The sequence below is a fragment of the Streptococcus sp. 1559 genome, from assembly GCF_013276735.1.
Taxonomy (GTDB): domain Bacteria; phylum Bacillota; class Bacilli; order Lactobacillales; family Streptococcaceae; genus Streptococcus; species Streptococcus pseudopneumoniae.
The window spans coordinates 1-22,683 of the sequence record NZ_VMLO01000032.1 but is presented as its reverse complement, the minus strand read 5'-3'; the positions used below and the strand labels follow the sequence as shown (position 1 = coordinate 22,683).

19 protein-coding genes, 1 pseudogene and 1 other annotated feature are annotated in these 22,683 nt (G+C 39.4%); of the genes and pseudogenes, 18 read left to right on the top strand and 2 right to left on the bottom strand.

Features of this window, described 5'->3' with window-relative positions; all coding sequences use genetic code 11:
• The first annotated feature begins 300 nt into the window (after window positions 1–300).
• The 4 genes from HT688_RS05595 to rpmA all read left to right on the top strand — a co-directional run bounded on the left by HT688_RS05595 (window position 301) and on the right by rpmA (window position 2,171).
• Window positions 301–984, top strand: coding sequence for a YoaK family protein (locus HT688_RS05595; RefSeq protein WP_172923636.1), 684 nt, complete (start codon window positions 301–303; stop codon window positions 982–984).
• Between the two features lie 78 nt (window positions 985–1,062).
• Window positions 1,063–1,150: a sequence feature (ribosomal protein L21 leader region), on the top strand.
• A 36-nt stretch (window positions 1,151–1,186) separates the two neighbouring features.
• Window positions 1,187–1,501 (top strand): 50S ribosomal protein L21, encoded by a 315-nt coding sequence (rplU, locus tag HT688_RS05590; RefSeq protein ID WP_000109141.1) that lies wholly within the window; start codon window positions 1,187–1,189, stop codon window positions 1,499–1,501.
• Window positions 1,502–1,516: 15 nt separating this feature from the next.
• Complete coding sequence (locus HT688_RS05585; RefSeq protein ID WP_000613692.1) at window positions 1,517–1,861, top strand: ribosomal-processing cysteine protease Prp; 345 nt, start codon at window positions 1,517–1,519, stop codon at window positions 1,859–1,861.
• 16 nt (window positions 1,862–1,877) lie between these two features.
• The gene (rpmA, locus tag HT688_RS05580; RefSeq protein WP_000916509.1) at window positions 1,878–2,171 is read left to right on the top strand and encodes a 50S ribosomal protein L27; all 294 of its coding nucleotides are present in this window, start codon (window positions 1,878–1,880) and stop codon (window positions 2,169–2,171) included.
• Window positions 2,172–2,309: 138 nt separating this feature from the next.
• Here rpmA and HT688_RS12285 read toward each other — a convergent pair.
• Window positions 2,310–2,399 (bottom strand): annotated as a pseudogene (locus HT688_RS12285) (TIGR03943 family putative permease subunit); the annotation flags it as partial.
• A gap of 529 nt (window positions 2,400–2,928) precedes the next feature.
• Between HT688_RS12285 and HT688_RS05570 the strand changes: the two are divergent.
• On the top strand, window positions 2,929–3,846 hold the full coding sequence (locus HT688_RS05570; protein WP_000587435.1) for a bifunctional riboflavin kinase/FAD synthetase: 918 nt from the start codon (window positions 2,929–2,931) through the stop codon (window positions 3,844–3,846).
• A gap of 92 nt (window positions 3,847–3,938) precedes the next feature.
• Here the strand turns inward: HT688_RS05570 and HT688_RS05565 are convergent, their stop codons facing one another.
• Window positions 3,939–4,787: a YitT family protein gene (locus tag HT688_RS05565; protein WP_000592055.1), complete on the bottom strand. Its 849-nt coding sequence runs from the start codon at window positions 4,785–4,787 to the stop codon at window positions 3,939–3,941.
• A gap of 141 nt (window positions 4,788–4,928) precedes the next feature.
• Here HT688_RS05565 and fakB point away from each other — a divergent pair, with 141 nt between their 5' ends.
• From fakB to serB, 13 genes are all read left to right on the top strand, one after another.
• Window positions 4,929–5,768, top strand: coding sequence for a fatty acid kinase binding subunit FakB (fakB, locus tag HT688_RS05560; RefSeq protein ID WP_050207568.1), 840 nt, complete (start codon window positions 4,929–4,931; stop codon window positions 5,766–5,768).
• Between the two features lie 106 nt (window positions 5,769–5,874).
• On the top strand, window positions 5,875–6,150 hold the full coding sequence (gene hbs, locus HT688_RS05555) for a non-specific DNA-binding protein Hbs (protein ID WP_001284639.1): 276 nt from the start codon (window positions 5,875–5,877) through the stop codon (window positions 6,148–6,150).
• 421 nt (window positions 6,151–6,571) lie between these two features.
• On the top strand, window positions 6,572–8,473 hold the full coding sequence (locus HT688_RS05550; RefSeq protein WP_138703102.1) for an ABC-F family ATP-binding cassette domain-containing protein: 1,902 nt from the start codon (window positions 6,572–6,574) through the stop codon (window positions 8,471–8,473).
• Window positions 8,474–8,475: 2 nt separating this feature from the next.
• Window positions 8,476–9,339: an Rgg family transcriptional regulator gene (locus HT688_RS05545; protein ID WP_050207570.1), complete on the top strand. Its 864-nt coding sequence runs from the start codon at window positions 8,476–8,478 to the stop codon at window positions 9,337–9,339.
• 79 nt (window positions 9,340–9,418) lie between these two features.
• Entirely contained in the window at window positions 9,419–10,597 is a 1,179-nt protein-coding gene (locus tag HT688_RS05540; protein ID WP_138702634.1) for an MFS transporter, read from the top strand.
• Window positions 10,598–10,689: 92 nt separating this feature from the next.
• On the top strand, window positions 10,690–12,648 hold the full coding sequence (gene ligA, locus HT688_RS05535; protein WP_050254418.1) for an NAD-dependent DNA ligase LigA: 1,959 nt from the start codon (window positions 10,690–10,692) through the stop codon (window positions 12,646–12,648).
• 2 nt (window positions 12,649–12,650) lie between these two features.
• Window positions 12,651–13,610, top strand: a complete 960-nt coding sequence (locus HT688_RS05530; RefSeq protein ID WP_000134183.1) for a diacylglycerol kinase family lipid kinase — start codon at window positions 12,651–12,653, stop codon at window positions 13,608–13,610.
• Between the two features lie 22 nt (window positions 13,611–13,632).
• Window positions 13,633–15,912 (top strand): type I pullulanase, encoded by a 2,280-nt coding sequence (gene pulA, locus HT688_RS05525; protein ID WP_101514379.1) that lies wholly within the window; start codon window positions 13,633–13,635, stop codon window positions 15,910–15,912.
• A gap of 382 nt (window positions 15,913–16,294) precedes the next feature.
• Window positions 16,295–18,223 (top strand): 1,4-alpha-glucan branching protein GlgB, encoded by a 1,929-nt coding sequence (gene glgB, locus HT688_RS05520; protein WP_000361115.1) that lies wholly within the window; start codon window positions 16,295–16,297, stop codon window positions 18,221–18,223.
• Complete coding sequence (locus HT688_RS05515) at window positions 18,213–19,355, top strand: glucose-1-phosphate adenylyltransferase (protein ID WP_000787253.1); 1,143 nt, start codon at window positions 18,213–18,215, stop codon at window positions 19,353–19,355. Before glgB ends, HT688_RS05515 begins: the two co-directional genes overlap by 11 nt.
• Window positions 19,345–20,484 carry a glucose-1-phosphate adenylyltransferase subunit GlgD gene (glgD, locus tag HT688_RS05510; protein WP_000687041.1) on the top strand — a complete coding sequence of 380 codons (1,140 nt, stop codon included), beginning with the start codon at window positions 19,345–19,347 and terminating at the stop codon, window positions 20,482–20,484. The genes HT688_RS05515 and glgD overlap by 11 nt, the downstream gene beginning before the upstream one ends.
• The gene (glgA, locus tag HT688_RS05505; RefSeq protein ID WP_000697307.1) at window positions 20,481–21,914 is read left to right on the top strand and encodes a glycogen synthase GlgA; all 1,434 of its coding nucleotides are present in this window, start codon (window positions 20,481–20,483) and stop codon (window positions 21,912–21,914) included. The genes glgD and glgA overlap by 4 nt, the downstream gene beginning before the upstream one ends.
• A 58-nt stretch (window positions 21,915–21,972) precedes the next feature.
• Complete coding sequence (serB, locus tag HT688_RS05500; RefSeq protein WP_172923635.1) at window positions 21,973–22,617, top strand: phosphoserine phosphatase SerB; 645 nt, start codon at window positions 21,973–21,975, stop codon at window positions 22,615–22,617.
• The last annotated feature ends 66 nt before the right edge of the window (window positions 22,618–22,683 follow it).

Here is a 22,683-nt window from a genome sequence, read left to right as displayed (position 1 = left end):
TGATAAAGTCGGGATTATACCATTTTTTTAAGACATAGTCTTTTATTGGTGAGAGTTATTTATATCAAGGAGTGATTAGAAATAAATTAAAATAATTATTTTTGTTAAGAGGGGCTCTATTCTAGTTTCATGGAAATGATTTTACTAAAGGTTTGTATGCTTTGTCTACAAACATGCTACCTCTATCTATTTTCGGATAAATAGTTGTCTATTATTATTTTTATGCTAATAGTAAAATCTAAATGGTAGCCTACGATTTTTTAGAAAGAAAATGGTACAATATTTCTAAGAGAAAATACAATGGGAGGGAAAATGAGGTTATTACCTATAAGAAAAATATCACGTCAGTCTAAAAGGTTAGCACTTTTTTTGACGTTTTGTGCTGGATATGTGGATGCTTACACTTTTATTGTTCGCGGGAATACCCTTGTAGCTGGACAAACTGGAAATGTTGTCTTTCTTTCGGTAGAGCTAATACAGAATAATGTTTCGGATGTTAGGGATAAGCTTTTAACCTTAATAGCGTTTATGCTGGGAGTTTTTTTACTAACCATTTATAGGGAAAAATTGAGAATTGTGAAAAAGCCAATTCTGTCACTGATTCCTTTGGTAATCTTATCAATAATTATTGGTTTTGTGCCACAAACTGTAGATAATATCTATCTAGTGCCGCCCTTGGCCTTCTGTATGGGACTGGTGACAACTGCCTTTGGTGAGGTTTCGGGTATTGCTTATAATAATGCCTTTATGACAGGGAATATCAAACGAACAATGCTAGCTTTTGGAAATTATTTCCGAACTAAGCACACTCCTTTTTTGCGTGAAGGGTTCATATTTGTTAGCCTGCTTAGTAGTTTTATCCTTGGCGTTGTCTTTTCAGCCTATTTGACGATTTTCTATCATGAAAAGACCATTCTTGGTGTTCCTATTATGATGAGCATTTTTTATATCAGCATGCTTTTTGCCTCGTGGCGGAAAAAGTAAAAGAAAAAGCTTGATTTTAGGTGTTATTACTTGTAAGAAAATAGGAGATATGCTATACTTAGAGAGTTGACTATGCACAATCCTGTGCAACCGCACGAACATCGTTGCTCGATTATTCAAGTTTAAGTGGTTCGTCCCACGATGCTAGGCGAGTCTTCACAAAAAATTCGGGGAAACCCATAAAAATCATAGGAGGTGCATAATGAGCACATACGCAATTATCAAAACTGGCGGAAAACAAGTTAAAGTTGAAGTTGGTCAAGCAGTTTACGTTGAAAAATTGAACGTTGAAGCTGGTCAAGAAGTTACTTTTAACGAAGTTGTTCTTGTTGGTGGTGAAAACACTGTTGTCGGAACTCCACTTGTTGCTGGAGCTACTGTGGTTGGAACTGTTGAAAAACAAGGAAAACAAAAGAAAGTGGTTACTTACAAGTACAAACCTAAAAAAGGTAGCCACCGTAAACAAGGTCACCGTCAACCATATACTAAAGTTGTCATCAACGCAATCAACGCTTAATTTTAAGGAGAACACATGATACAAGCAGTCTTTGAGAGAGCCGAAGATGGCGAGCTGAGGAATGCGGAAATTACTGGACACGCCGAGAGTGGCGAATGCGGCTTAGATGTCGTGTGTGCATCGGTTTCTACGCTTGCCATTAACTTTATCAATTCTATTGAGAAATTTGCAGGCTATGAACCAATCCTAGAATTAAACGAAGATGAAGGTGGTTATCTGATGGTTGAAATTCCAAAAGATCTTCCTTCACACCAGAGAGAAATGACCCAGTTATTCTTTGAATCATTTTTCTTAGGTATGGCAAACTTATCGGAGAACTCGTCTGAGTTCGTCCAAACCAGAGTTATCACAGAAAACTAACACGGAGGAAAACATTATGTTAAAAATGACTCTTAACAACTTGCAACTTTTCGCCCACAAAAAAGGTGGAGGTTCTACATCAAACGGACGTGATTCACAAGCAAAACGTCTTGGAGCTAAAGCAGCTGACGGACAAACTGTAACAGGTGGATCAATCCTTTACCGTCAACGTGGTACACACATCTATCCAGGTGTAAACGTTGGTCGTGGCGGAGACGATACTTTGTTCGCTAAAGTTGAAGGCGTAGTACGCTTTGAACGTAAAGGACGCGATAAAAAACAAGTTTCTGTTTACCCAATCGCTAAATAAAAAGGTTCAGTGAACCTTTTTATCCCGAGCCTTGAACTGTAAAGGCGAGGAAGCTAGAAGTAGCATTAAATAAGGCTTTCCGAGTTTTCGGAGAGCCTGTTTTTTGTTTGGTACCCATACTTTTTAATATAGTAAAATGAAATAAGAACTGGTATCTGGTTTCAAATATTGGCTTGTCATCCCTTCACTTGTCTGAATGGCTTGAGCCGTTCCTTCTGATAAGGAAAAAGATATTCTTTAGCGAGAATCCAAGATAACAGATGGAGAGAAAAATAACCCAGTCTGAAGCACATTAGATGGGAGTTGTTGGAAAGCAGTCATCTAGTTTTTCTTTGCTGCTTTGGCTTTTTCTTTGTCATCAGGGAAAGTGACTTGCTTCAAATCAGGGAGTTTAGGAAATTCTTCAAACATCTTGCCCAAGTTGTCTCATTTTGTAAATTTTACAGCCATAGGTGTACCTCGATTCTAAATTCTACCTTTTCGGCACCAATTAGTAATTTAAAGTTCTCAGGAGTTAGTTGCATTGCTTTTTCATACATAAGCATAGTATGACACTTTATGGTTACCGAACAAGTCTAATCACTCCTTTCAAACTTTTGAAGATGTCCTACAAGTTTTTGAGAAGAATATTGCAAAGTTCATAGTTAAGCAACGATAGAGTGAAGTGCTTTTTGAAAACAGCTACACTTCAGGTGAAAAAAACGACATTTCAGATTTTCTGTTCCAGAAATAGCTATCGCTATGATATAATTATTTTATGATTATTACTATTCCTATAAAAAACCAAAAAGATATTGGCACACCATCTGATTCAGTCGTTGTTCTCGGCTATTTTGATGGCATACATAAGGGGCATCAAGAATTATTTCGTGTTGCCAACAAGGCTGCGAGAAAGGATTTATTGCCTATCGTCGTTATGACCTTTAATGAATCTCCAAAGATCGCTTTAGAGCCTTATCATCCAGATTTGTTTTTGCATATTTTGAACCCTGCTGAACGTGAAAGAAAATTAAAGCGCGAAGGTGTAGAAGAATTATATCTCCTTGATTTTAGTAGTCAATTCGCTAGTCTCACGGCAGAAGAATTTTTTGCAACTTATATCAAGGCTATGAATGCCAAAATTATTGTTGCAGGTTTTGATTATACATTTGGTTCTGACAAAAAAACAGCAGAAGATTTAAAGGATTACTTTGATGGAGAAGTTATCATTGTTCCACCTGTAGAAGATGAGAAAGGAAAGATTAGTTCAACTCGTATCCGTCAAGCTATTTTAGATGGAGATGTGAAAGAAGCAGGAAAACTTTTGGGGGCACCGCTTCCATCAAGAGGTATGGTGGTTCATGGTAATGCTCGTGGTCGTACAATTGGTTATCCGACAGCGAATTTAGTGCTTTTAGACCGTACTTATATGCCAGCAGATGGCGTTTATGTCGTTGATGTTGAGATTCAAAGACAGAAGTATCGTGCTATGGCTAGTGTCGGGAAAAATGTGACCTTTGATGGAGAAGAAGCACGTTTTGAAGTCAATATTTTTGATTTTAATCAAGATATTTATGGGGAAACCGTCATGGTTTATTGGCTTGATCGCATTCGAGATATGACCAAATTTGACTCAGTTGACCAATTAGTGGATCAGTTAAAGACTGATGAAGAAGTAACTCGGAATTGGTCTTAAGAGCTTGAGTAAATAAAACAAAAAAGAGGTTGTCTGTAACCCAAAAGATAGATGATGTAGTCTAACTTTTGAGATCACTACACTACCTCTTTTTATTCTTTTTCAAAGGTGAATCCTTCTCCTAGGATTTCATGGGCTTCTGTAATGGTTATAAAGGCTTGAGGATCGATTCGATGAATCATTTCTTTCATTTTCACAATCTCATTTCTACCGACAATACAGTAGATGATTTTCAAATTTTCTTTACTATAGTAGCCGTGACCAGAAATAAAAGTAACACCTCTTCCGAGGTCATCATTAATTGCCTTAGCAAGTTGGTCAGGACGTTTTGTGATAATCATAAAGCCTTTGCCGGCATATCCTCCTTCACCAATCAAATCAATAACACGAGAAACAATAAAATCAAACAAAAGCGTGTAGGAAACCAATCTCAAATCCTTGAAGATTAGGAGAATCAACATGAGAATACAAAAATCTAAGATAAAGAGCAGTTTTCCTATGGATATATGAGTGTATTTGTTGAGAATACGAGCTAGAATATCAGTTCCGCCAGTTGTACCTCCAGCATTAAAAATAATTCCAAGGCCAATTCCTAATAGGATTCCCGCTATAAGGGCTGTGATTAGTAAATCACCTTGAAGATCAATATGAAGGGGAATATGCTCAAAAAAAGCTAACCAGGCGGACAAAGCTAATGTTCCTAGTAAACTAGAATAGAGGGATTTAGCTCCAAAGATCTTCCAAGCTAGGATGAAAAGGGGAATGTTAATCAGCAGGTTCATGAGGGAAACAGGGATTTTAAAAAGATAAAAGGTGATGAGGGTAATGCCTGTCGCCCCTCCTTCAAAGAGATGATGGGGAACTACAAAATAAGTCAGTCCAAAAGCATAAATAGCAGCACCTAGTAAAATGGTAAAAATGGGGTAAATTTTTTTAATCATAGGACACCTCTTTTCTTATAAGTTGATTATATCAAATTTTACGGAAAATTTGATTGACTCCATTAGGATTTTTAATCTTTTTTTTGATATAATTAGAAGCAAGGAAACCAATCTGAATCCTAAAATAGAAAGATTGATACTATGACAAAAATTAAGATTGTAACCGATTCATCTGTTACTATTGAACCTGAACTAGTAAAGCAATTAGATATTACAATTGTTCCATTATCTGTAATGATTGATAATGTTGTTTATTCTGATGCTGATTTGAAAGAAGAAGGTAAATTTCTTCACTTGATGCAAGAAGCTAAGAATCTTCCGAAAACAAGCCAGCCGCCTGTAGGTGTCTTTGCTGAAGTGTTTGAAAACCTATGCAAGGATGGTAGCCAGATTCTTGCTATTCATATGTCCCATGCTCTTTCGGGTACTGTAGAAGCAGCGCGTCAAGGTGCTAGCCTATCTACTGCCGACGTGACTGTTGTTGATAGTTCCTTCACTGACCAAGCCCTGAAATTCCAAGTTGTTGAGGCTGCGAAGTTAGCTCAAGAAGGTAAAGATATGGAGACAATTTTATCTCATGTAGAAGAGGTTAAAAACCATACAGAGCTTTATATTGGTGTTTCAACTTTGGAAAATCTTGTCAAAGGTGGACGAATTGGCCGTGTAACTGGATTGTTGAGCTCCCTTCTCAATATCCGTGTTGTCATGCAAATGAAAGACCATGAATTGCAGCCAATGGTTAAAGGTCGTGGAGCTAAAACCTTTAAAAAATGGTTAGATGAGTTGATAACATCTCTCTCTGAACGTTCTGTAGCAGAGATTGGAATTTCATATTCTGGTAGTGATGATTGGGCAAAAGAGATGAAAGAAAGCTTACAAGCTTATGTTGAAAAGCCAATTTCTGTTTTGGAAACGGGTTCCATTATTCAAACTCACACAGGTGAGAACGCTTGGGCTATTTTGGTACGTTACCATTCCTAAAAAAATAAAGAAAATGGGAAGAAATAGCGTTTTTAACTTGACCTAAAAGGGATTTTAGGATATGATTATATTTGTTAATTAGAAATTATTTGGAGGAATCGTTAACATGGCAAACAAACAAGATTTGATCGCTAAAGTAGCAGAAGCTACAGAATTGACTAAGAAAGACTCAGCAGCAGCAGTTGAAGCTGTATTTGCAGCAGTAGCTGACTATCTTGCAGCTGGTGAAAAAGTTCAATTGATCGGTTTTGGTAACTTTGAAGTTCGTGAGCGTGCAGAACGTAAAGGTCGCAACCCACAAACTGGTAAAGAAATGACAATTGCAGCTTCTAAAGTTCCAGCATTCAAAGCTGGTAAAGCTCTTAAAGACGCTGTTAAATAATCAGCCTTTAAAAAGCCTATTGTATCAAGCTTTCTAGCTTGGTCAGTAGGCTTTTTAATTATGAAATCTAGTAATAAATAGAGTTAAAAAGTTGAATGCTCCGAAAATATTGTATATATAGTAGTTGAATCTAAAATAGTACGAAACAATTTCTAAAACATTTATAGAAATTAATTTTACTTCCTCAATCGATTTGTTCTCATCTTATTTCAATCCGCTATACGTACGTATATAATGAAAAGAATTAAATAATAGAATTGTGCGATAACTATTTGAAGCAAGATTAGCTTATTAGAAAATCCAACAAGATAGCGAAGGAATCCAATACAAATTTTACATAATTTATTTTATGTTACAAGTTCTTCGCTAAAATACTTACGATTATCTTGAATGCCTTAGGGAAACATGCTATACTGTTTGTATGATTATTTTACAAGCTAATAAAATTGAACGTTCTTTTGCAGGAGAGGTTCTTTTCGATAATATTAACCTGCAGGTTGATGAACGAGACCGGATTGCCCTTGTTGGGAAAAATGGTGCAGGTAAGTCTACTCTTTTGAAGATTTTAGTTGGAGAAGAGGAGCTAACTAGCGGAGAAATCAATAAGAAAAAAGATATTTCTCTGTCTTACCTAGCCCAAGATAGCCGTTTTGAGTCTGAAAATACCATCTACGATGAGATGCTTCATGTCTTTGATGACTTGCGTCGGACTGAGAAACAACTTCGTCAGATGGAGCTGGAGATGGGTGAAAAGTCTGGTGAGGACTTAAATAAGCTGATGTCAGATTACGACCGCTTATCTGAAAATTTTCACCAAGCAGGTGGCTTTACCTATGAAGCTGATATTCGAGCGATTTTGAATGGTTTCAAGTTTGACGAGTCTATGTGGCAGATGAAAATAGCTGAACTTTCAGGTGGTCAAAATACTCGTTTGGCACTTGCTAAAATGCTCCTTGAAAAGCCCAATCTTTTGGTATTGGACGAACCAACCAACCACTTGGATATTGAAACCATTGCCTGGCTAGAGAATTACTTGGTAAACTATAGCGGTGCCCTCATTATTGTTAGCCACGACCGTTATTTCTTGGATAAGGTTGCGACGATTACGCTAGATTTGACCAAGCATTCCTTGGATCGCTATGTAGGGAATTACTCTCGTTTTGTTGAGTTGAAGGAGCAGAAGCTAGCTACTGAGGCAAAAAATTATGAAAAGCAACAGAAGGAGATTGCGGCTCTGGAAGACTTTGTCAATCGCAATCTAGTCCGAGCTTCAACGACCAAACGTGCCCAATCTCGACGTAAACAACTGGAAAAAATGGAACGTTTGGATAAACCTGAAGCTGGCAAGAAAGCAGCCAATATGACCTTCCAGTCGGAAAAAAACTCTGGTAATGTTGTATTGACTGTTGAAAATGCGGCTATTGGTTATGACGGGGAAGTCTTGTCACAACCTATCAACCTAGATCTTCGTAAGATGAATGCTGTCGCTATCGTTGGTCCAAATGGTATCGGCAAGTCAACCTTTATCAAGTCTATTGTGGACCAGATTCCTTTTATCAAGGGGGAAAAGCGCTTTGGCGCTAATGTTGAGGTTGGTTACTATGACCAGACCCAAAGCAAGCTGACACCAAGTAATACTGTACTGGATGAACTCTGGAATGATTTTAAGTTGACACCAGAAGTTGAAATCCGTAACCGTCTAGGTGCCTTCCTTTTCTCAGGAGATGATGTCAAAAAATCAGTTGGCATGCTGTCTGGTGGCGAGAAAGCACGTTTGCTTTTGGCTAAATTGTCTTTGGAAAACAACAACTTCTTGATTCTGGACGAGCCAACCAACCACTTGGATATTGATAGCAAGGAAGTGTTGGAAAATGCCTTGATTGACTTCGATGGAACTCTTCTCTTCGTCAGCCACGACCGTTACTTTATCAATCGTGTGGCAACTCATGTACTGGAATTGTCTGAGAATGGCTCGACTCTTTACTTGGGAGATTACGATTATTATGTCGATAAAAAGGCTGAAATGGAAGTCGGTCTGACAGAGGAAGCTTCAACCAGCAATCAAGCAAAAGAAGCAAGCCCAGTCAATGACTATCAAGCTCAGAAAGAAAGTCAAAAAGAAGTTCGTAAGCTCATGCGACAAATCGAAAGTCTAGAAGCTGAAATTGAAGAGCTAGAAAGTCAAAGCCAAGCCATTTCTGAACAAATGTTGGAAACAAACGATGCCGACAAACTGATGGAATTGCAGGCTGAGCTGGACAAAATCAGCCACCGTCAGGAAGAAGCTATGCTTGAGTGGGAAGAATTATCAGAGCAGATGTAAAGATGGAACATCTTGGAAAAGTATTTCGTGAATTTCGAACAAGTGGAAATTATTCTTTAAAGGAAGCAGCAGGCGAGTCCTGTTCAACCTCTCAGTTATCTCGCTTTGAGCTTGGGGAATCTGACCTAGCAGTCTCACGTTTTTTTGAAATTTTGGATAATATTCATGTGACCATTGAAAATTTCATGGACAAGGCTAGGGATTTTCATAATCATGAACATGTGTCTATGATGGCACAGATTATCCCACTTTACTACTCAAATGATATTGCAGGTTTTCAAAAGCTTCAAGAAGAACAACTTGAAAAGGCTAAGAGTTCGACGACTCCCCTTTATTTTGAGCTGAACTGGATTTTGTTACAGGGTCTGATTTGTCAAAGAGATTCGAGTTATGATATGAAGCAGGATGATTTGGATAAGGTAGCAGATTATCTCTTCAAAACAGAAGAATGGACTATGTATGAGTTGATTCTTTTCGGTAACCTCTATAGTTTCTACGATGTGGACTATGTCACTCGGATTGGTAGAGAAATTATGGAGAGGGAGGAATTTTACCAAGAGATTGGTCGCCATAAGAGATTAGTGTTGATTTTAGCCCTTAATTGTTACCAGCATTGTTTAGAGCATCTTTCTTTTGATAACGCTAGCTATTTTGAGGCTTATACAGAGAAGATTATTGGTAAAGGTATTAAGCTTTATGAGCGTAATATTTTCCATTATTTAAAAGGTTTTGCCTTATATCAAAAAGGACAGTGTAAAGAAGGCTGTAAGCAGATGCAAGAGGCCATGCATATTTTTGACGTGCTAGGTCTTCCAGAGCAAGTAGCCTATTATCAGGAACACTACGAAAAATTTATCAAAAATTAATTTTCCCAAATAAGGGAAAAAATAAAAAGCTCCTTTCAGTTTTGATACAATAGTTTCAAAATTTGAGAGGAGTTTTTATATGAATCGCTATGCAGTACAGTTGATTAGCCGTGGAGCTGTTAACAGGATAGGGAATATGCTTTATGATTATGGCAATAGTGTCTGGTTGGCTTCCATGGGAACTATCGGACAGACAGTTTTAGGAATGTATCAGATTTCTGAACTCGTCACATCCATTCTCGTCAACCCATTTGGCGGAGTCATTTCAGACCGTTTTTCTCGTCGTAAGATTTTAATGACGACGGACCTTGTTTGTGGGATTCTTTGTCTGGCTATTTCTTTTATAAGAAATGACAGCTGGATGATTGGAGCTTTGATTGTTGCCAATATTGTTCAGGCTATTGCTTTTGCATTTTCTAGACCTGCAAATAAGGCCATTATAACTGAGGTTGTTGAGAAAGATGAGATTGTGATCTATAACTCTCGCTTAGAGCTGGTTTTGCAGGTTGTAGGTGTTAGCTCTCCTGTTCTTTCCTTCCTTGTTTTACAGTTTGCAAGTCTCCATATGACGCTACTGCTAGACTCGCTGACTTTTTTCATTGCTTTTGTTCTAGTGGCTTTCCTTCCAAAAGAGGAAGTAGGAGTTCAAGAGAAAAAGGCTTTTACTGGGAGAGATATGTTTGTAGATATCAAGGATGGGTTACACTATATCTGGCATCAGCAAGAAATTTTTTTCCTTTTGCTGGTAGCTTCCAGCGTTAATTTCTTTTTTGCAGCTTTTGAATTTCTACTTCCCTTTTCGAATCAGCTTTACGGGTCAGAAGGAGCCTATGCAAGTATTTTAACTATGGGGGCTATTGGTTCCATTGTGGGAGCTATTCTAGCTAGCAAAGTAAAGGCAAGTGTTTATAATCTTTTGATTTTACTGGCTTTGACAGGTGTCGGAGTTTTTATGATGGGACTACCACTTCCAAATTTTCTTTCCTTTTCTGGAAATTTAGTTTGTGAATTGTTTATGACGATTTTTAATATTCACTTTTTTACTCAAGTACAAACCAAGGTTGAGAGCGAATTTCTTGGGAGAGTACTGAGTACAATTTTTACCTTAGCTATTCTATTTATGCCTATTGCAAAAGGATTTATGACAGTCTTGCCAAGTGTACATCTCTCTTCTTTCCTGATAATTGGAAGTGGTGTTATCATCTTGTCTTGTATATCGTTTATTTATGTTCGAACTCATTTTGAAAAATTGATATAAGGCTGCTTGAGTTTCAAAAATAATTTCAAACTAAGTGTTTTTTCCGCCCTTCTCGTTTGTGAGGAGGGCTTAGTTTATGGTAAAATGGTCTTATGAATAAAAGAATGAATGAGTTAGTCGCCTTGCTCAATCGCTATGCGGCTGAGTACTATACCAGCGATAATCCCTCGGTTTCAGACAGTGAGTATGATCGCCTTTACCGAGAGTTGGTTGAGTTAGAAACTGCCTATCCAGATCAAGTGCTAGCAGACAGTCCGACCCATCGTGTTGGTGGCAAGATTTTAGATGGTTTTGAAAAATACAGTCATCAGTATCCTCTTTATAGTTTGCAGGATGCTTTTTCACGTGAGGAGCTTGAAGCATTTGATGCGCGTGTTCGTAAGGAAGTGGCTTATCCGACCTATATTTGTGAGCTGAAAATCGATGGCTTATCTATCTCGCTGACTTATGAAAAGGGGATTTTAGTTGTTGGTGCAACACGTGGAGACGGTTCTATTGGAGAAAATATCACAGAAAATCTCAAACGTGTTAAGGACATTCCTTTGACTTTGCCAGAAGAACTAGATATCACAGTTCGTGGGGAATGTTATATGCCACGCGCTTCTTTTGACCAGGTCAACCAAGCACGACAAGAAAATGGAGAGCCTGAATTTGCCAATCCTCGTAATGCGGCAGCAGGCACCCTGCGACAGTTGGATACAGCAGTAGTTGCCAAGCGCAATCTTGCTACCTTCCTCTATCAAGAAGCCAGCCCGTCAACTCGTGATAGTCAAGAAAAGGTTTTGAAGCACCTAGAACAACTAGGTTTTGTGGTTAATCCTAAGCGAATTCTGGCTGAAAGCATGGATGAAATCTGGAATTTTATCCAAGAAGTTGGACAAGAACGAGAAAATCTGCCTTACGATATTGATGGAGTGGTAATCAAGGTCAACGACCTAGCAGGCCAAGAAGAACTTGGCTTTACCGTTAAAGCTCCAAAGTGGGCAGTAGCCTACAAGTTCCCAGCTGAAGAAAAAGAAGCTCAACTCTTATCAGTTGATTGGACAGTTGGCCGTACGGGTGTTGTAACCCCAACTGCGAATCTAACACCAGTACAACTAGCTGGTACAACTGTTAGCCGTGCGACTCTGCACAATGTGGATTATATTGCTGAAAAAGATATCCGAAAAGATGATACGGTTATCGTTTATAAGGCTGGAGATATTATCCCTGCCGTTTTACGTGTAGTAGAGTCCAAACGGGTTTCTGAAGAGAAACTGGATATCCCTACAAACTGTCCAAGTTGTAACTCTGACTTGCTGCACTTTGAAGATGAAGTGGCCCTGCGTTGTATCAATCCGCGTTGCCCTGCTCAAATCATGGAAGGCTTGATTCACTTTGCTTCTCGTGATGCTATGAATATTACAGGCCTTGGTCCATCTATTGTTGAGAAACTCTTTGCTGCTAATTTAGTCAAGGATGTGGCGGATATTTATCGTTTGCAAGAAGAAGATTTCCTCCTTTTAGAGGGGATCAAGGAAAAGTCCGCTGCTAAACTGTATCAAGCCATTCAAGCATCTAAGGAAAACTCTGCTGAAAAACTCTTGTTTGGACTAGGGATTCGCCATGTCGGAAGCAAGGCCAGTCAGTTGTTACTTCAACATTTTCATTCAATTGAAAATCTGGCTCAGGCAGATCCAGAGGAAGTGGCTAGTATTGAAAGTTTGGGTGGTGTGATTGCCAAGAGTCTTCAGACTTACTTTGCTACAGAAGGCTCTGAAATTCTCCTCAGAGAATTGAGAGAAGCTGGGGTCAATCTGGACTATAAAGGTCAGACAGTAGTTGCGAATGCGGCCTTGTCAGGCTTGACCGTGGTATTGACTGGAAAATTGGAACGGTTCAAGCGCTCAGAAGCTAAAAGTAAACTCGAAAGTCTGGGTGCCAAGGTAACAGGCAGTGTTTCTAAAAAGACCGACCTCGTTGTGACAGGTGCAGACGCTGGAAGTAAACTTCAAAAAGCACAAGAATTTGGCATCGAAGTTCGAGATGAAGCTTGGCTAGAAAGTTTGTAACAATGACAGAAGAAAGAAAACGTGCGCGTTTAATTTATAACCCAACCTCAGGGCAGGAAATTATCAAGAAAAATATAGCAGAAGTGCTGGATGTTTTGGAAAATATTGGCTATGAAACCAGTGCCTTTCAAACGACTACAGAACCTCTTTCGGCACAAAAAGAAGCTGAGAGAGCAGCCAAAGCTGGTTTTGATTTGATTATTGCTGCAGGTGGTGATGGAACAATTAATGAGGTAGTCAATGGGGTTGCCTCGCTCGATAAGAGACCTCGGCTTGCTATCATCCCAACAGGTACGACTAATGATTATGCGCGTGCCCTAAAAATTCCAATGGGTGATCCTGTTGCGGCTGCTCAGATTATTGCTAAAAATGAGACCATTCATATGGATATTGGACGAGCTTTTGGCGACAAATATTTTATTAATATTGCCGCTGCTGGAACCTTAACCGAATTGACTTACAGTGTTCCAAGTGAAGTCAAGACGCGTCTTGGTTATTTTGCCTATGTTGCTAAAGGCATTGAAATGTTTCCTAAGACCAAGGTTCGTCCAGTGAGAATCACACACGATCAGGGGGTCTTTGAAGGAGAGGTGTCCTTGATTTTTGTTGCCTTGACCAATTCCATTGGAGGTTTTGAGCAGTTAGCGCCTGATACCAAGTTAGACGATGGTAATTTTACTCTGATTTTGGTCAAGACAGACAAGCTATTTGATATGTTGGGCTTATTGATACAGGCCATTAATGGTGGTCAGCATGTCTCAGACGTCAATATCGAATACCTTAAAACTAGCAAACTACGTTTAGAAGTTTTAGATGACCAAGAACCATTTATGCTGAACCTAGATGGGGAATATGGAGGAGATACCCCAGTTGAACTTCAAGTCTGCCATCATCACATCGAATTTTTTGTCAATCGAGACGAGATTAGTCAAGAATTTATTAGTGAAATAGAAACGAATTAAAAAGTAAAAAGGAAAAATAAAAATGTATAACTACCCTATGCGCATTCATTACCATCGCAAGAATGGTGAATACGACACTTGCTCTTTTGTAAAGAGTAAGGATCAACGAATTGATTTACTAACTTACCAAGAAGATTATTTTGGAGCCTTATTTAGCTTTGAACACCCAAGTGCTCATCCCTTAGAAAGCTTGAATTTTGTGGTTCACACAGGCCAAACTAGTAAAGAATATGCTATCCGTTTTAATCACTATCCCCTCTTAACAGAGGTCTGGATTTTGGAAGGCGATGATAGAATTTATTATTCTGAAAATCCTGCAATTGCAAGTCCTTTCTATAAAAATCAAAATCCTTTTGCTTTTGACAAGGCTATCAATAGCGCTAGTTTCGACCACCACTGGGGCTACCAAGGGGAATTGGGTTGCCGTGTAGAGGACAATCAGGCTCGTTTTGCTCTCTGGGCTCCAACAGCGACAGAAGTGCAGGTTGTCGTTTATGAATCAGCTGCTAATGATGCTCCTGTTTGGAAGACCTTTGAGATGGAGAGAGGCAATAGCTACTCTTATAATCACAAGGACAATACAATCGGTGTCTGGAGTTTGGATGTTGAGGAAGATTTGACTGGTAAGGCTTATCAGTATCAAGTCCAATTCCCTCACCACCAAACAGTGACACGCGATCCCTATACCATCGCGACCAGTCCTGATGGCAAACGTTCAGCTATCCTGAGCCATGAAGAAAAGCAAGTTGCAAACTTCGAGGTCAAGCACGGTTCAGAGGCTACTTGGCGCTTGGCAAATCCATGTAAGGCAGTTATTTGTGAAATGCACATTCGTGATTTGACCAAATCACCGACCTCAGGTGTGGATGAACATCTTCGAGGAACTTTCTTAGGTGCTGCACAGACTGGAACAGTTAACCAGTACGGCCAAGCAACTGCTTTTGATTACATCAAGAAGCTGGGCTACAATTATGTTCAGTTGCAACCAATTGCAGACCGTCACAAAGAATACGATGAGGATGGGAATGTAACCTACAACTGGGGTTATGACCCACAAAACTATAACGCGCCAGAAACTAGTTTTTCAACTAATCCAGACGACCCAGCTCAGGTTATTCGTGATTTGAAGACCATGGTTCAAGCTTACCACGATGCGGGTATTGGTGTTATTATGGATGTGGTCTATAACCATACCTTCTCAGTTGTTGATGCACCTTTCCAAACAACTGTCCCTGATTACTATTATCGTATGAATCCAGACGGTACCTTCCAGAATGGAACAGGCGTTGGAAATGAAACAGCCAGTGAACACGAAATGTTCCGCAAGTATATGATTGATTCTCTTCTATACTGGGTTCAGGAATACAATATTGACGGCTTCCGTTTTGACTTAATGGGGATTCATGATGTCAAGACTATGCAGATGATTCGTCAAAGCTTAGATGAAATCGACCCTAACATTATCCTCTATGGAGAAGGTTGGGACATGGGAACAGGTCTTGCACCTTATGATAAGGCTAAGAAAGACAACGCCTACGAAATGCCAAGTATTGGTTTCTTTAATGACAATCAGCGTGATGCTGTCAAAGGTGGAGAAGTTTATGGTGCTATCAAGTCAGGTTTTGTCAGCGGTGCTGCGACAGAGCCAATTCTAGCCAAAGCAATCCTAGGAAGTCGTGAATTAGGAACCTATACACATCCAAATCAGGTGCTTAACTATGTGGAAGCCCATGACAATTACAATCTTCACGATTTATTGGCAACCCTTCATCCAAACCAAAGTTCAGAACAAATCATGCGCAAGGTCGAGACAGCCACAGCTATGAACCTACTCATGCAAGGGATGGCCTTTATGGAAATCGGTCAAGAATTTGGTCGGACCAAACTGGTTGCGACTGGTGAGAATGGTGAGTTGACCCATGATGATAGAGAGCGTGCGATGAATAGCTATAATGCTCCTGACAGTGTGAACCAAGTCAACTGGGATTTGATCAATGAGCGTCAAGACAGTATTGAGTTTATCCGTCAAGTCATCCGATTGAAGACAAAAACTGGTGCCTTTTCTTACTCTAGCTATGATGAAATTTACCATCATGTCTTTGTGCATTCTGCGATTGAACATAGCGGCTGCCTTATCTATGAAGTTCATGGGAAAGAACACCTCTTGGTGGTTGTGAATGCTAAATCAGAACCCTATCAATTTGAAAATGCAGGAAATTTAGCTATGTTGGTAACTAATAGTCGTTCAAAAGAAGATAATGTGTTAGATGATATTAGTCTAGCCGTCTTGAGTGTTTTATAAAGACCATCTATCTCGCTATTCTAACACATCATTGGAAGTGAACGAATAGAAAGAACTTAGCTGATAACTCACTTGTATAGAAAATTTGATAAATATTTTCATCAAACGTGTAAAATCAGGAAATTGTTTTCCTGGTTTTATTTTTTGCTATAAAAAAATAATATTGGTAGCAAAAATACGAACTTTTTGGTATTATAGTAGAGAAAAGAAAGGCGTTTTCACATTTTTTTGAAAAAATATTGCTTTACAATTGAACGAGAAAGTGAACTTTTTGTAGATTTTCAAAATAATTTTAAAGAAGTATAGTAATTTACTTGAATCTTCCCTAAAAAGGTAGTATAATAAATCTATAGAAAACGCTTACAGAGAAAGAGGAGGTATTATGGATAAAAGAGAAGCTTTGCGCACCTTTATGACAGGAGAAAATTTTCACCTTCAGCATTATCTAGGAGCACATAAAGAGCAAGTGAATGGAGAGTATGGCTATACTTTCCGTGTTTGGGCTCCCAATGCTCAGGCTGTCCACTTGGTGGGGGATTTCACCAACTGGATTGAGGGTCAGATTCCAATGGTAAGAAATGACTTTGGGGTCTGGGAAGTCTTTACCAACATGGCTCAAGAAGGGCATATTTACAAATATCATGTCACACGTCAAAATGGTCATCAACTGATGAAAATTGACCCTTTTGCTGTCAGATATGAGGCTCGTCCAGGAACAGGGGCAATCGTAACAGAGCTTCCTGAGAAGAAATGGAGGGATGGACTTTGGCTGGCACGAAGAAAACGTTGGGGCTTTGCTGAACGTCCTGTCAATATCTATGAAGTTCACGCTGGCTCATGGAAAAGAAATCCTGATGGTAGTCCTTATAGTTTTTCCCAGCTCAAGGATGAACTCATTCCTTATCTCGTTGAAATGAACTATACTCATATTGAGTTTATGCCCTTGATGTCCCACCCTTTGGGGTTGAGTTGGGGGTACCAGCTTATGGGTTACTTCGCTTTAGAGCATGCCTATGGTCGTCCTGAAGAGTTTCAAGATTTTGTCGAGGAGTGTCATATCCATAATATTGGGGTTATCGTAGACTGGGTACCTGGTCATTTCACCATTAATGATGATGCCTTAGCCTATTATGATGGGACACCGACTTTTGAATACCAAGACCATAATAAGGCTCATAACTATGGTTGGGGCGCTCTCAATTTTGACCTTGGAAAAAATGAAGTCCAGTCCTTCTTAATTTCTTGTATTAAGCATTGGATCGATGTCTATCATTTGGATGGTATTCGTGTGGATGCTGTTAGCAACATGCTTTATTTGGACTATGATGATGCTCCATGGACACCTAATAAAGATGGGGGAAATCTCAACTATGAAGGTTATTATTTCCTTCAACGCTTGAATGAGATTATTAAGTTAGAATATCCAGATGTGATGATGATTGCAGAAGAAAGTTCGTCTGCAACCAAGATTACAGGAATGAAAGAGCTTGGTGGTCTAGGATTTGACTACAAATGGAACATGGGCTGGATGAATGATATCCTCCGTTTCTACGAAGAAGACCCAATTTACCGTAAGTATGACTTTAATTTGGTGACTTTTAGCTTTATGTATGTTTTCAATGAAAACTATCTCTTACCATTTTCACACGATGAAGTGGTTCATGGCAAGAAGAGTATGATGCATAAGATGTGGGGAGATCGTTACAATCAATTCGCAGGCTTGCGCAATCTCTATACGTACCAAATTTGTCACCCTGGTAAGAAATTGCTCTTCATGGGTAGCGAATATGGTCAATTCCTAGAATGGAAATCTGAAGAACAGTTGGAATGGTCTAACCTAGAAGACCCAATGAATGCTAAGATGAAGTATTTCACTTCTCAGCTAAACCAGTTTTACAAAGACAACCGCTGTCTGTGGGAAATTGATACCAGCTATGATGGTATTGAAATCATTGATGCGGATAATCGAGACCAGAGTGTTCTTTCCTTTATTCGTAAGGGTAAAAAGGGAGAAATGCTAGTCTGCGTCTTTAATATGGCACCTGTTGAACGGAAAGATTTTACAATCGGACTACCCGTTGCAGGAATTTACGAAGAAGTCTGGAATACTGAGCTAGAAGAGTGGGGAGGCGTTTGGAAAGAACATAATCAAACTGTTCAAACGCAAGAAGGACTATGGAAAGATTATGAGCAGACCTTAACCTTTACCCTACCGGCTATGGGAGCTAGTGTATGGAAAATCAAACGCCGCTTGAAATCTACTAAAACCGTCACAAATAAAAACCAAAAAGGAGTAGAAAATGAAGAATGAAATGTTAGCTTTGATTCTTGCTGGTGGGCAAGGAACTCGTCTCGGTAAACTCACTCAAAGCATCGCAAAACCAGCTGTGCAATTTGGTGGGCGCTACCGTATCATTGACTTTGCCCTATCAAACTGTGCCAACTCAGGGATTCATAATGTTGGGGTCATTACACAGTATCAACCTCTTGCTCTCAACAATCATATTGGGAACGGTTCAAGCTGGGGACTAGATGGTATCAATTCTGGTGTTTCTATTCTTCAACCTTATTCTGCCAGTGAAGGAAATCGTTGGTTTGAAGGGACTAGTCACGCTATTTACCAAAATATCGACTATATCGACAGTGTCAACCCTGAGTATGTCTTGATTTTGTCTGGGGACCACATCTACAAAATGGACTATGATGATATGCTCCAGTCTCATAAGGATAATAATGCCAGCTTGACAGTAGCCGTTTTAGACGTCCCTCTTAAAGAAGCAAGCCGTTTTGGTATCATGAACACAGATGCTAACAATCGTATTGTTGAATTTGAAGAAAAACCAGCTCAACCTAAATCTACAAAAGCTTCTATGGGAATCTACATTTTTGATTGGCAACGCCTTCGTAATATGTTAGTCGCTGCTGAAAAGAGCAATGTAGATATGTCAGATTTTGGTAAAAATGTCATTCCAAATTACCTTGAGTCAGGTGAAAGTGTTTATGCTTACGAATTTAGCGGTTACTGGAAAGATGTTGGTACGATTGAGTCTCTTTGGGAAGCGAACATGGAGTACATTTCTCCAGAGAATGCCTTGGATAGTCGTAACCGTCAATGGAAGATTTACTCAAGAAACTTGATTTCACCACCAAACTTCCTCGGAGCAAATGCTGATGTGGAAGACTCATTAGTTGTAGACGGATGTTTCGTTGATGGAACTGTTAAACATTCTATCCTTTCAACAGGCGCGCAAGTTCGCGAAGGAGCGGAAGTTGTTGATTCAGTTATCATGAGTGGAGCTATCATTGGTCAAGGAGCTAAGATTAAACGTGCCATTATTGGTGAAGGTGCGATTATTTCTGACGGTGTCGAAATTGATGGAACAGATGAAGTACAAGTTGTAGGATATAATGAAGTAGTGGGGGTAGCAACAGATGAAGATTGATAAATATTCTGCCATTTTAGGAAACACAGTTGGTTTTCACGATATGTCGACATTGACAGACCACCGTCCAGTAGCAAGTTTGCCATTTGGTGGGAAATATCGTTTGATTGACTTCCCACTTTCAAGCCTTGCTAATGCAGGTGTTCGTAGTGTCTTTGGTATTTTCCAGCAGGATAATATCAGCTCAGTCTTTGACCATATTCGTTCAGGACGCGAGTGGGGCTTATCAACCCTTCTTAGCCATTACTATCTAGGAATTTACAATACCCGTGTAGAAAGTAGCACAGTTGGAAAAGAATACTACCAACAGCTTCTCACTTATTTGAAACGTTCTGGGTCAAACCAAACAGTTTCACTCAACTGTGATGTTTTGATTAACATTGATTTGAACCAAGTTTTCCATCTACATAGTACAACAAAAGGGCCTATCACTGTAGTTTATAAAAAACTAGCTAAGAAAGATATTTCAGAAGTAAATGCAATCTTAGAAGTGGATGAAACAGACCATGTTCGTTCTCATAAACTCTTTGATAGCAAGTCAACAGCTGAAACGTTCAATATGTCTACAGATATCTTTGTCGTTGATACACCTTGGTTGATTGAACGCTTGGAAGAAGAAGCTAAAAAAGAACATCCAGAGAAGTTGCGTTATGTTTTACGGGATTTGGCTGCAAAAGAGGGAGCTTTCGCCTACGAATACACAGGCTATCTAGCCAATATTCACTCTGTAGAGTCTTATTACCAAGCTAATAAAGATATGCTTGAATCGCAAAAATTCTATTCTCTTTTCTCACCAAACCAAAAGATTTATACAAAGGTTAAGAACGAAGAACCAACTTACTATGCTAATACATCTAAAGTAAGCACTTCTCAGTTTGCGTCTGGTAGTATCATTGAAGGTCAAGTTGCTAATTCTGTTCTATCACGTAATATTCATGTTCATAAGGATAGCTTGGTTAAAGATAGCCTGCTCTTCCCTCGTGTTGTTATTGGAGAAGGAGCTCAGGTTGAATATGCTATCTTGGACAAGGGTGTTGAAGTTGAGCCTGGTGTTGTGATTCGAGGAACTGCAGAACATCCAGTTGTCGTTAAGAAAGGTAGCAAAGTAACAGAGGATATTCATTCATGAAAATTTTATTTGTAGCAGCAGAGGGTGCACCCTTTTCAAAAACAGGTGGTCTGGGAGACGTCATTGGCGCTCTTCCTAAATCACTGGTAAAAGCGGGACATGAAGTTGCAGTAATTTTACCCTACTATGACATGGTAGAGGCTAAATTTGGAAATCAGATTGAAGATGTTCTTCATTTTGAGGTGAGTGTTGGTTGGCGCAGACAGTACTGTGGGATTAAGAAAACAGTTTTGAACGGAGTGACTTTCTACTTTATCGACAGCCAATATTATTTCTTCCGTGGTCATGTTTACGGTGATTTTGATGATGGGGAACGTTTCGCTTTCTTCCAACTGGCTGCCATTGAGGCTATGGAAAGGATTGACTTCATTCCTGACCTTCTCCATGTTCATGACTACCATACAGCCATGATACCGTTCTTGTTAAAGGAAAAATACCGTTGGATTCAAGCCTATCAAGGAATTAAAACTGTTTTAACCATTCATAATTTGGAATTTCAAGGACAATTTTCAGAAGGAATGTTATGGGATTTGTTTGGAGTTGGCTTTGAACGTTATGCTGATGGTACCCTTCGCTGGAACAACTGTCTGAACTGGATGAAGGCTGGTATTCTTTATGCTGACCGTGTTTCAACCGTTTCACCTAGCTATGCTCATGAAATTATGACCAGTCAGTTCGGATGTAACTTGGATCAAATTCTTCGAATGGAGTCTGGCAAGGTGTCTGGTATCGTGAACGGGATTGATGCTGACCTGTATAATCCTCAGACGGATGCTCTTTTAGACTATCATTTTAATCAGGAAGATTTGTCTGGAAAAGCTCAGAACAAGGCAAAATTACAAGAAAGAGTTGCCTTGCCAGTTAGAGCTGACGTTCCACTGGTGGGAATTGTTTCTCGTTTGACACGTCAAAAAGGTTTTGATGTGGTGGTCGAAAGTCTGCACCATATCTTGCAGGAAGATGTCCAGATTGTTCTTTTGGGAACTGGAGATCCAGCCTTTGAAGGAGCTTTCTCATGGTTTGCTCAAATCTACCCAGACAAGCTATCAGCAAATATCACTTTTGATGTCAAACTAGCTCAAGAAATCTACGCTGCCTGTGACCTCTTCCTCATGCCGAGTCGTTTTGAACCGTGTGGCTTGTCTCAAATGATGGCTATGCGTTATGGAACCTTGCCATTGGTCCATGAAGTTGGTGGCTTGCGAGATACTGTTCGCGCTTTTAATCCAATCGAAGGAAGCGGTACTGGCTTTAGCTTTGACAATCTATCACCTTATTGGTTAAATTGGACTTTCCAAACAGCTTTGGACTTGTATAGAAACCATCCTGATGTTTGGAGAAATCTACAAAAACAAGCTATGGAGTGTGATTTCTCATGGGATACAGCCTGCAAGTCATATCTTGACTTGTACCATAGTTTAGTTAATTAATAGATAAAATCGTATGATGACTTCATACGATTTTTAGGCTGTTTAGAGAGGAGAAGGTATGTCTCAAGTAAAAGGATTGTGTGTTATGGATGTGGATGGAACCTTAATCCTAGAAGAAGTGATTGATTTGTTGGGAAGAGAGGTAGGTCGTGAGGAGGAAATTTCGCAGATTACAAGTCGAGCAATGCGAGGAGAGTTGGACTTTGAAAGCAGTTTACGAGACAGAGTTTCCTTGTTGGAAGGCCTTCCTATTTCGGTCTTTGATACAGTCTTCAACTCTATTCATCTAACGCCAAATGCCCAAGAATTCATCTCTATTCTCCAACAGAATGGCATTCTAGTTGGTCTGGTGTCTGGTGGCTTTACACCAATAGTTGAGAGATTAGCAAAATCACTTGGCATTGCCTATTTCTCTGCCAATCAACTTGAAGTCAAAGATAGTCTTCTAACAGGAAAATTAGTTGGACAAATTATCAGTCCCCAGGTCAAAAAAGAGACTCTGGAAAAATGGAGAGAGAAACTCAAACTTCCTAAAGAAAGAACGGTTGCAATCGGTGATGGGGCCAATGATTTATTGATGTTGAAGTCGGCGGGACTAGGAATCGCTTTTTGTGCCAAAGAAGTACTCAAAAAAGAAATACCGAATCATGTTGACAAGAGGGATTTTTTAGAAGTTCTTCCTTTGATTGACTGTTTAGAATGAGGGAAAATATGAAGATTGTAATTGCACCGGATTCGTTTAATACTATCCTAAAATCAAAAAACATCT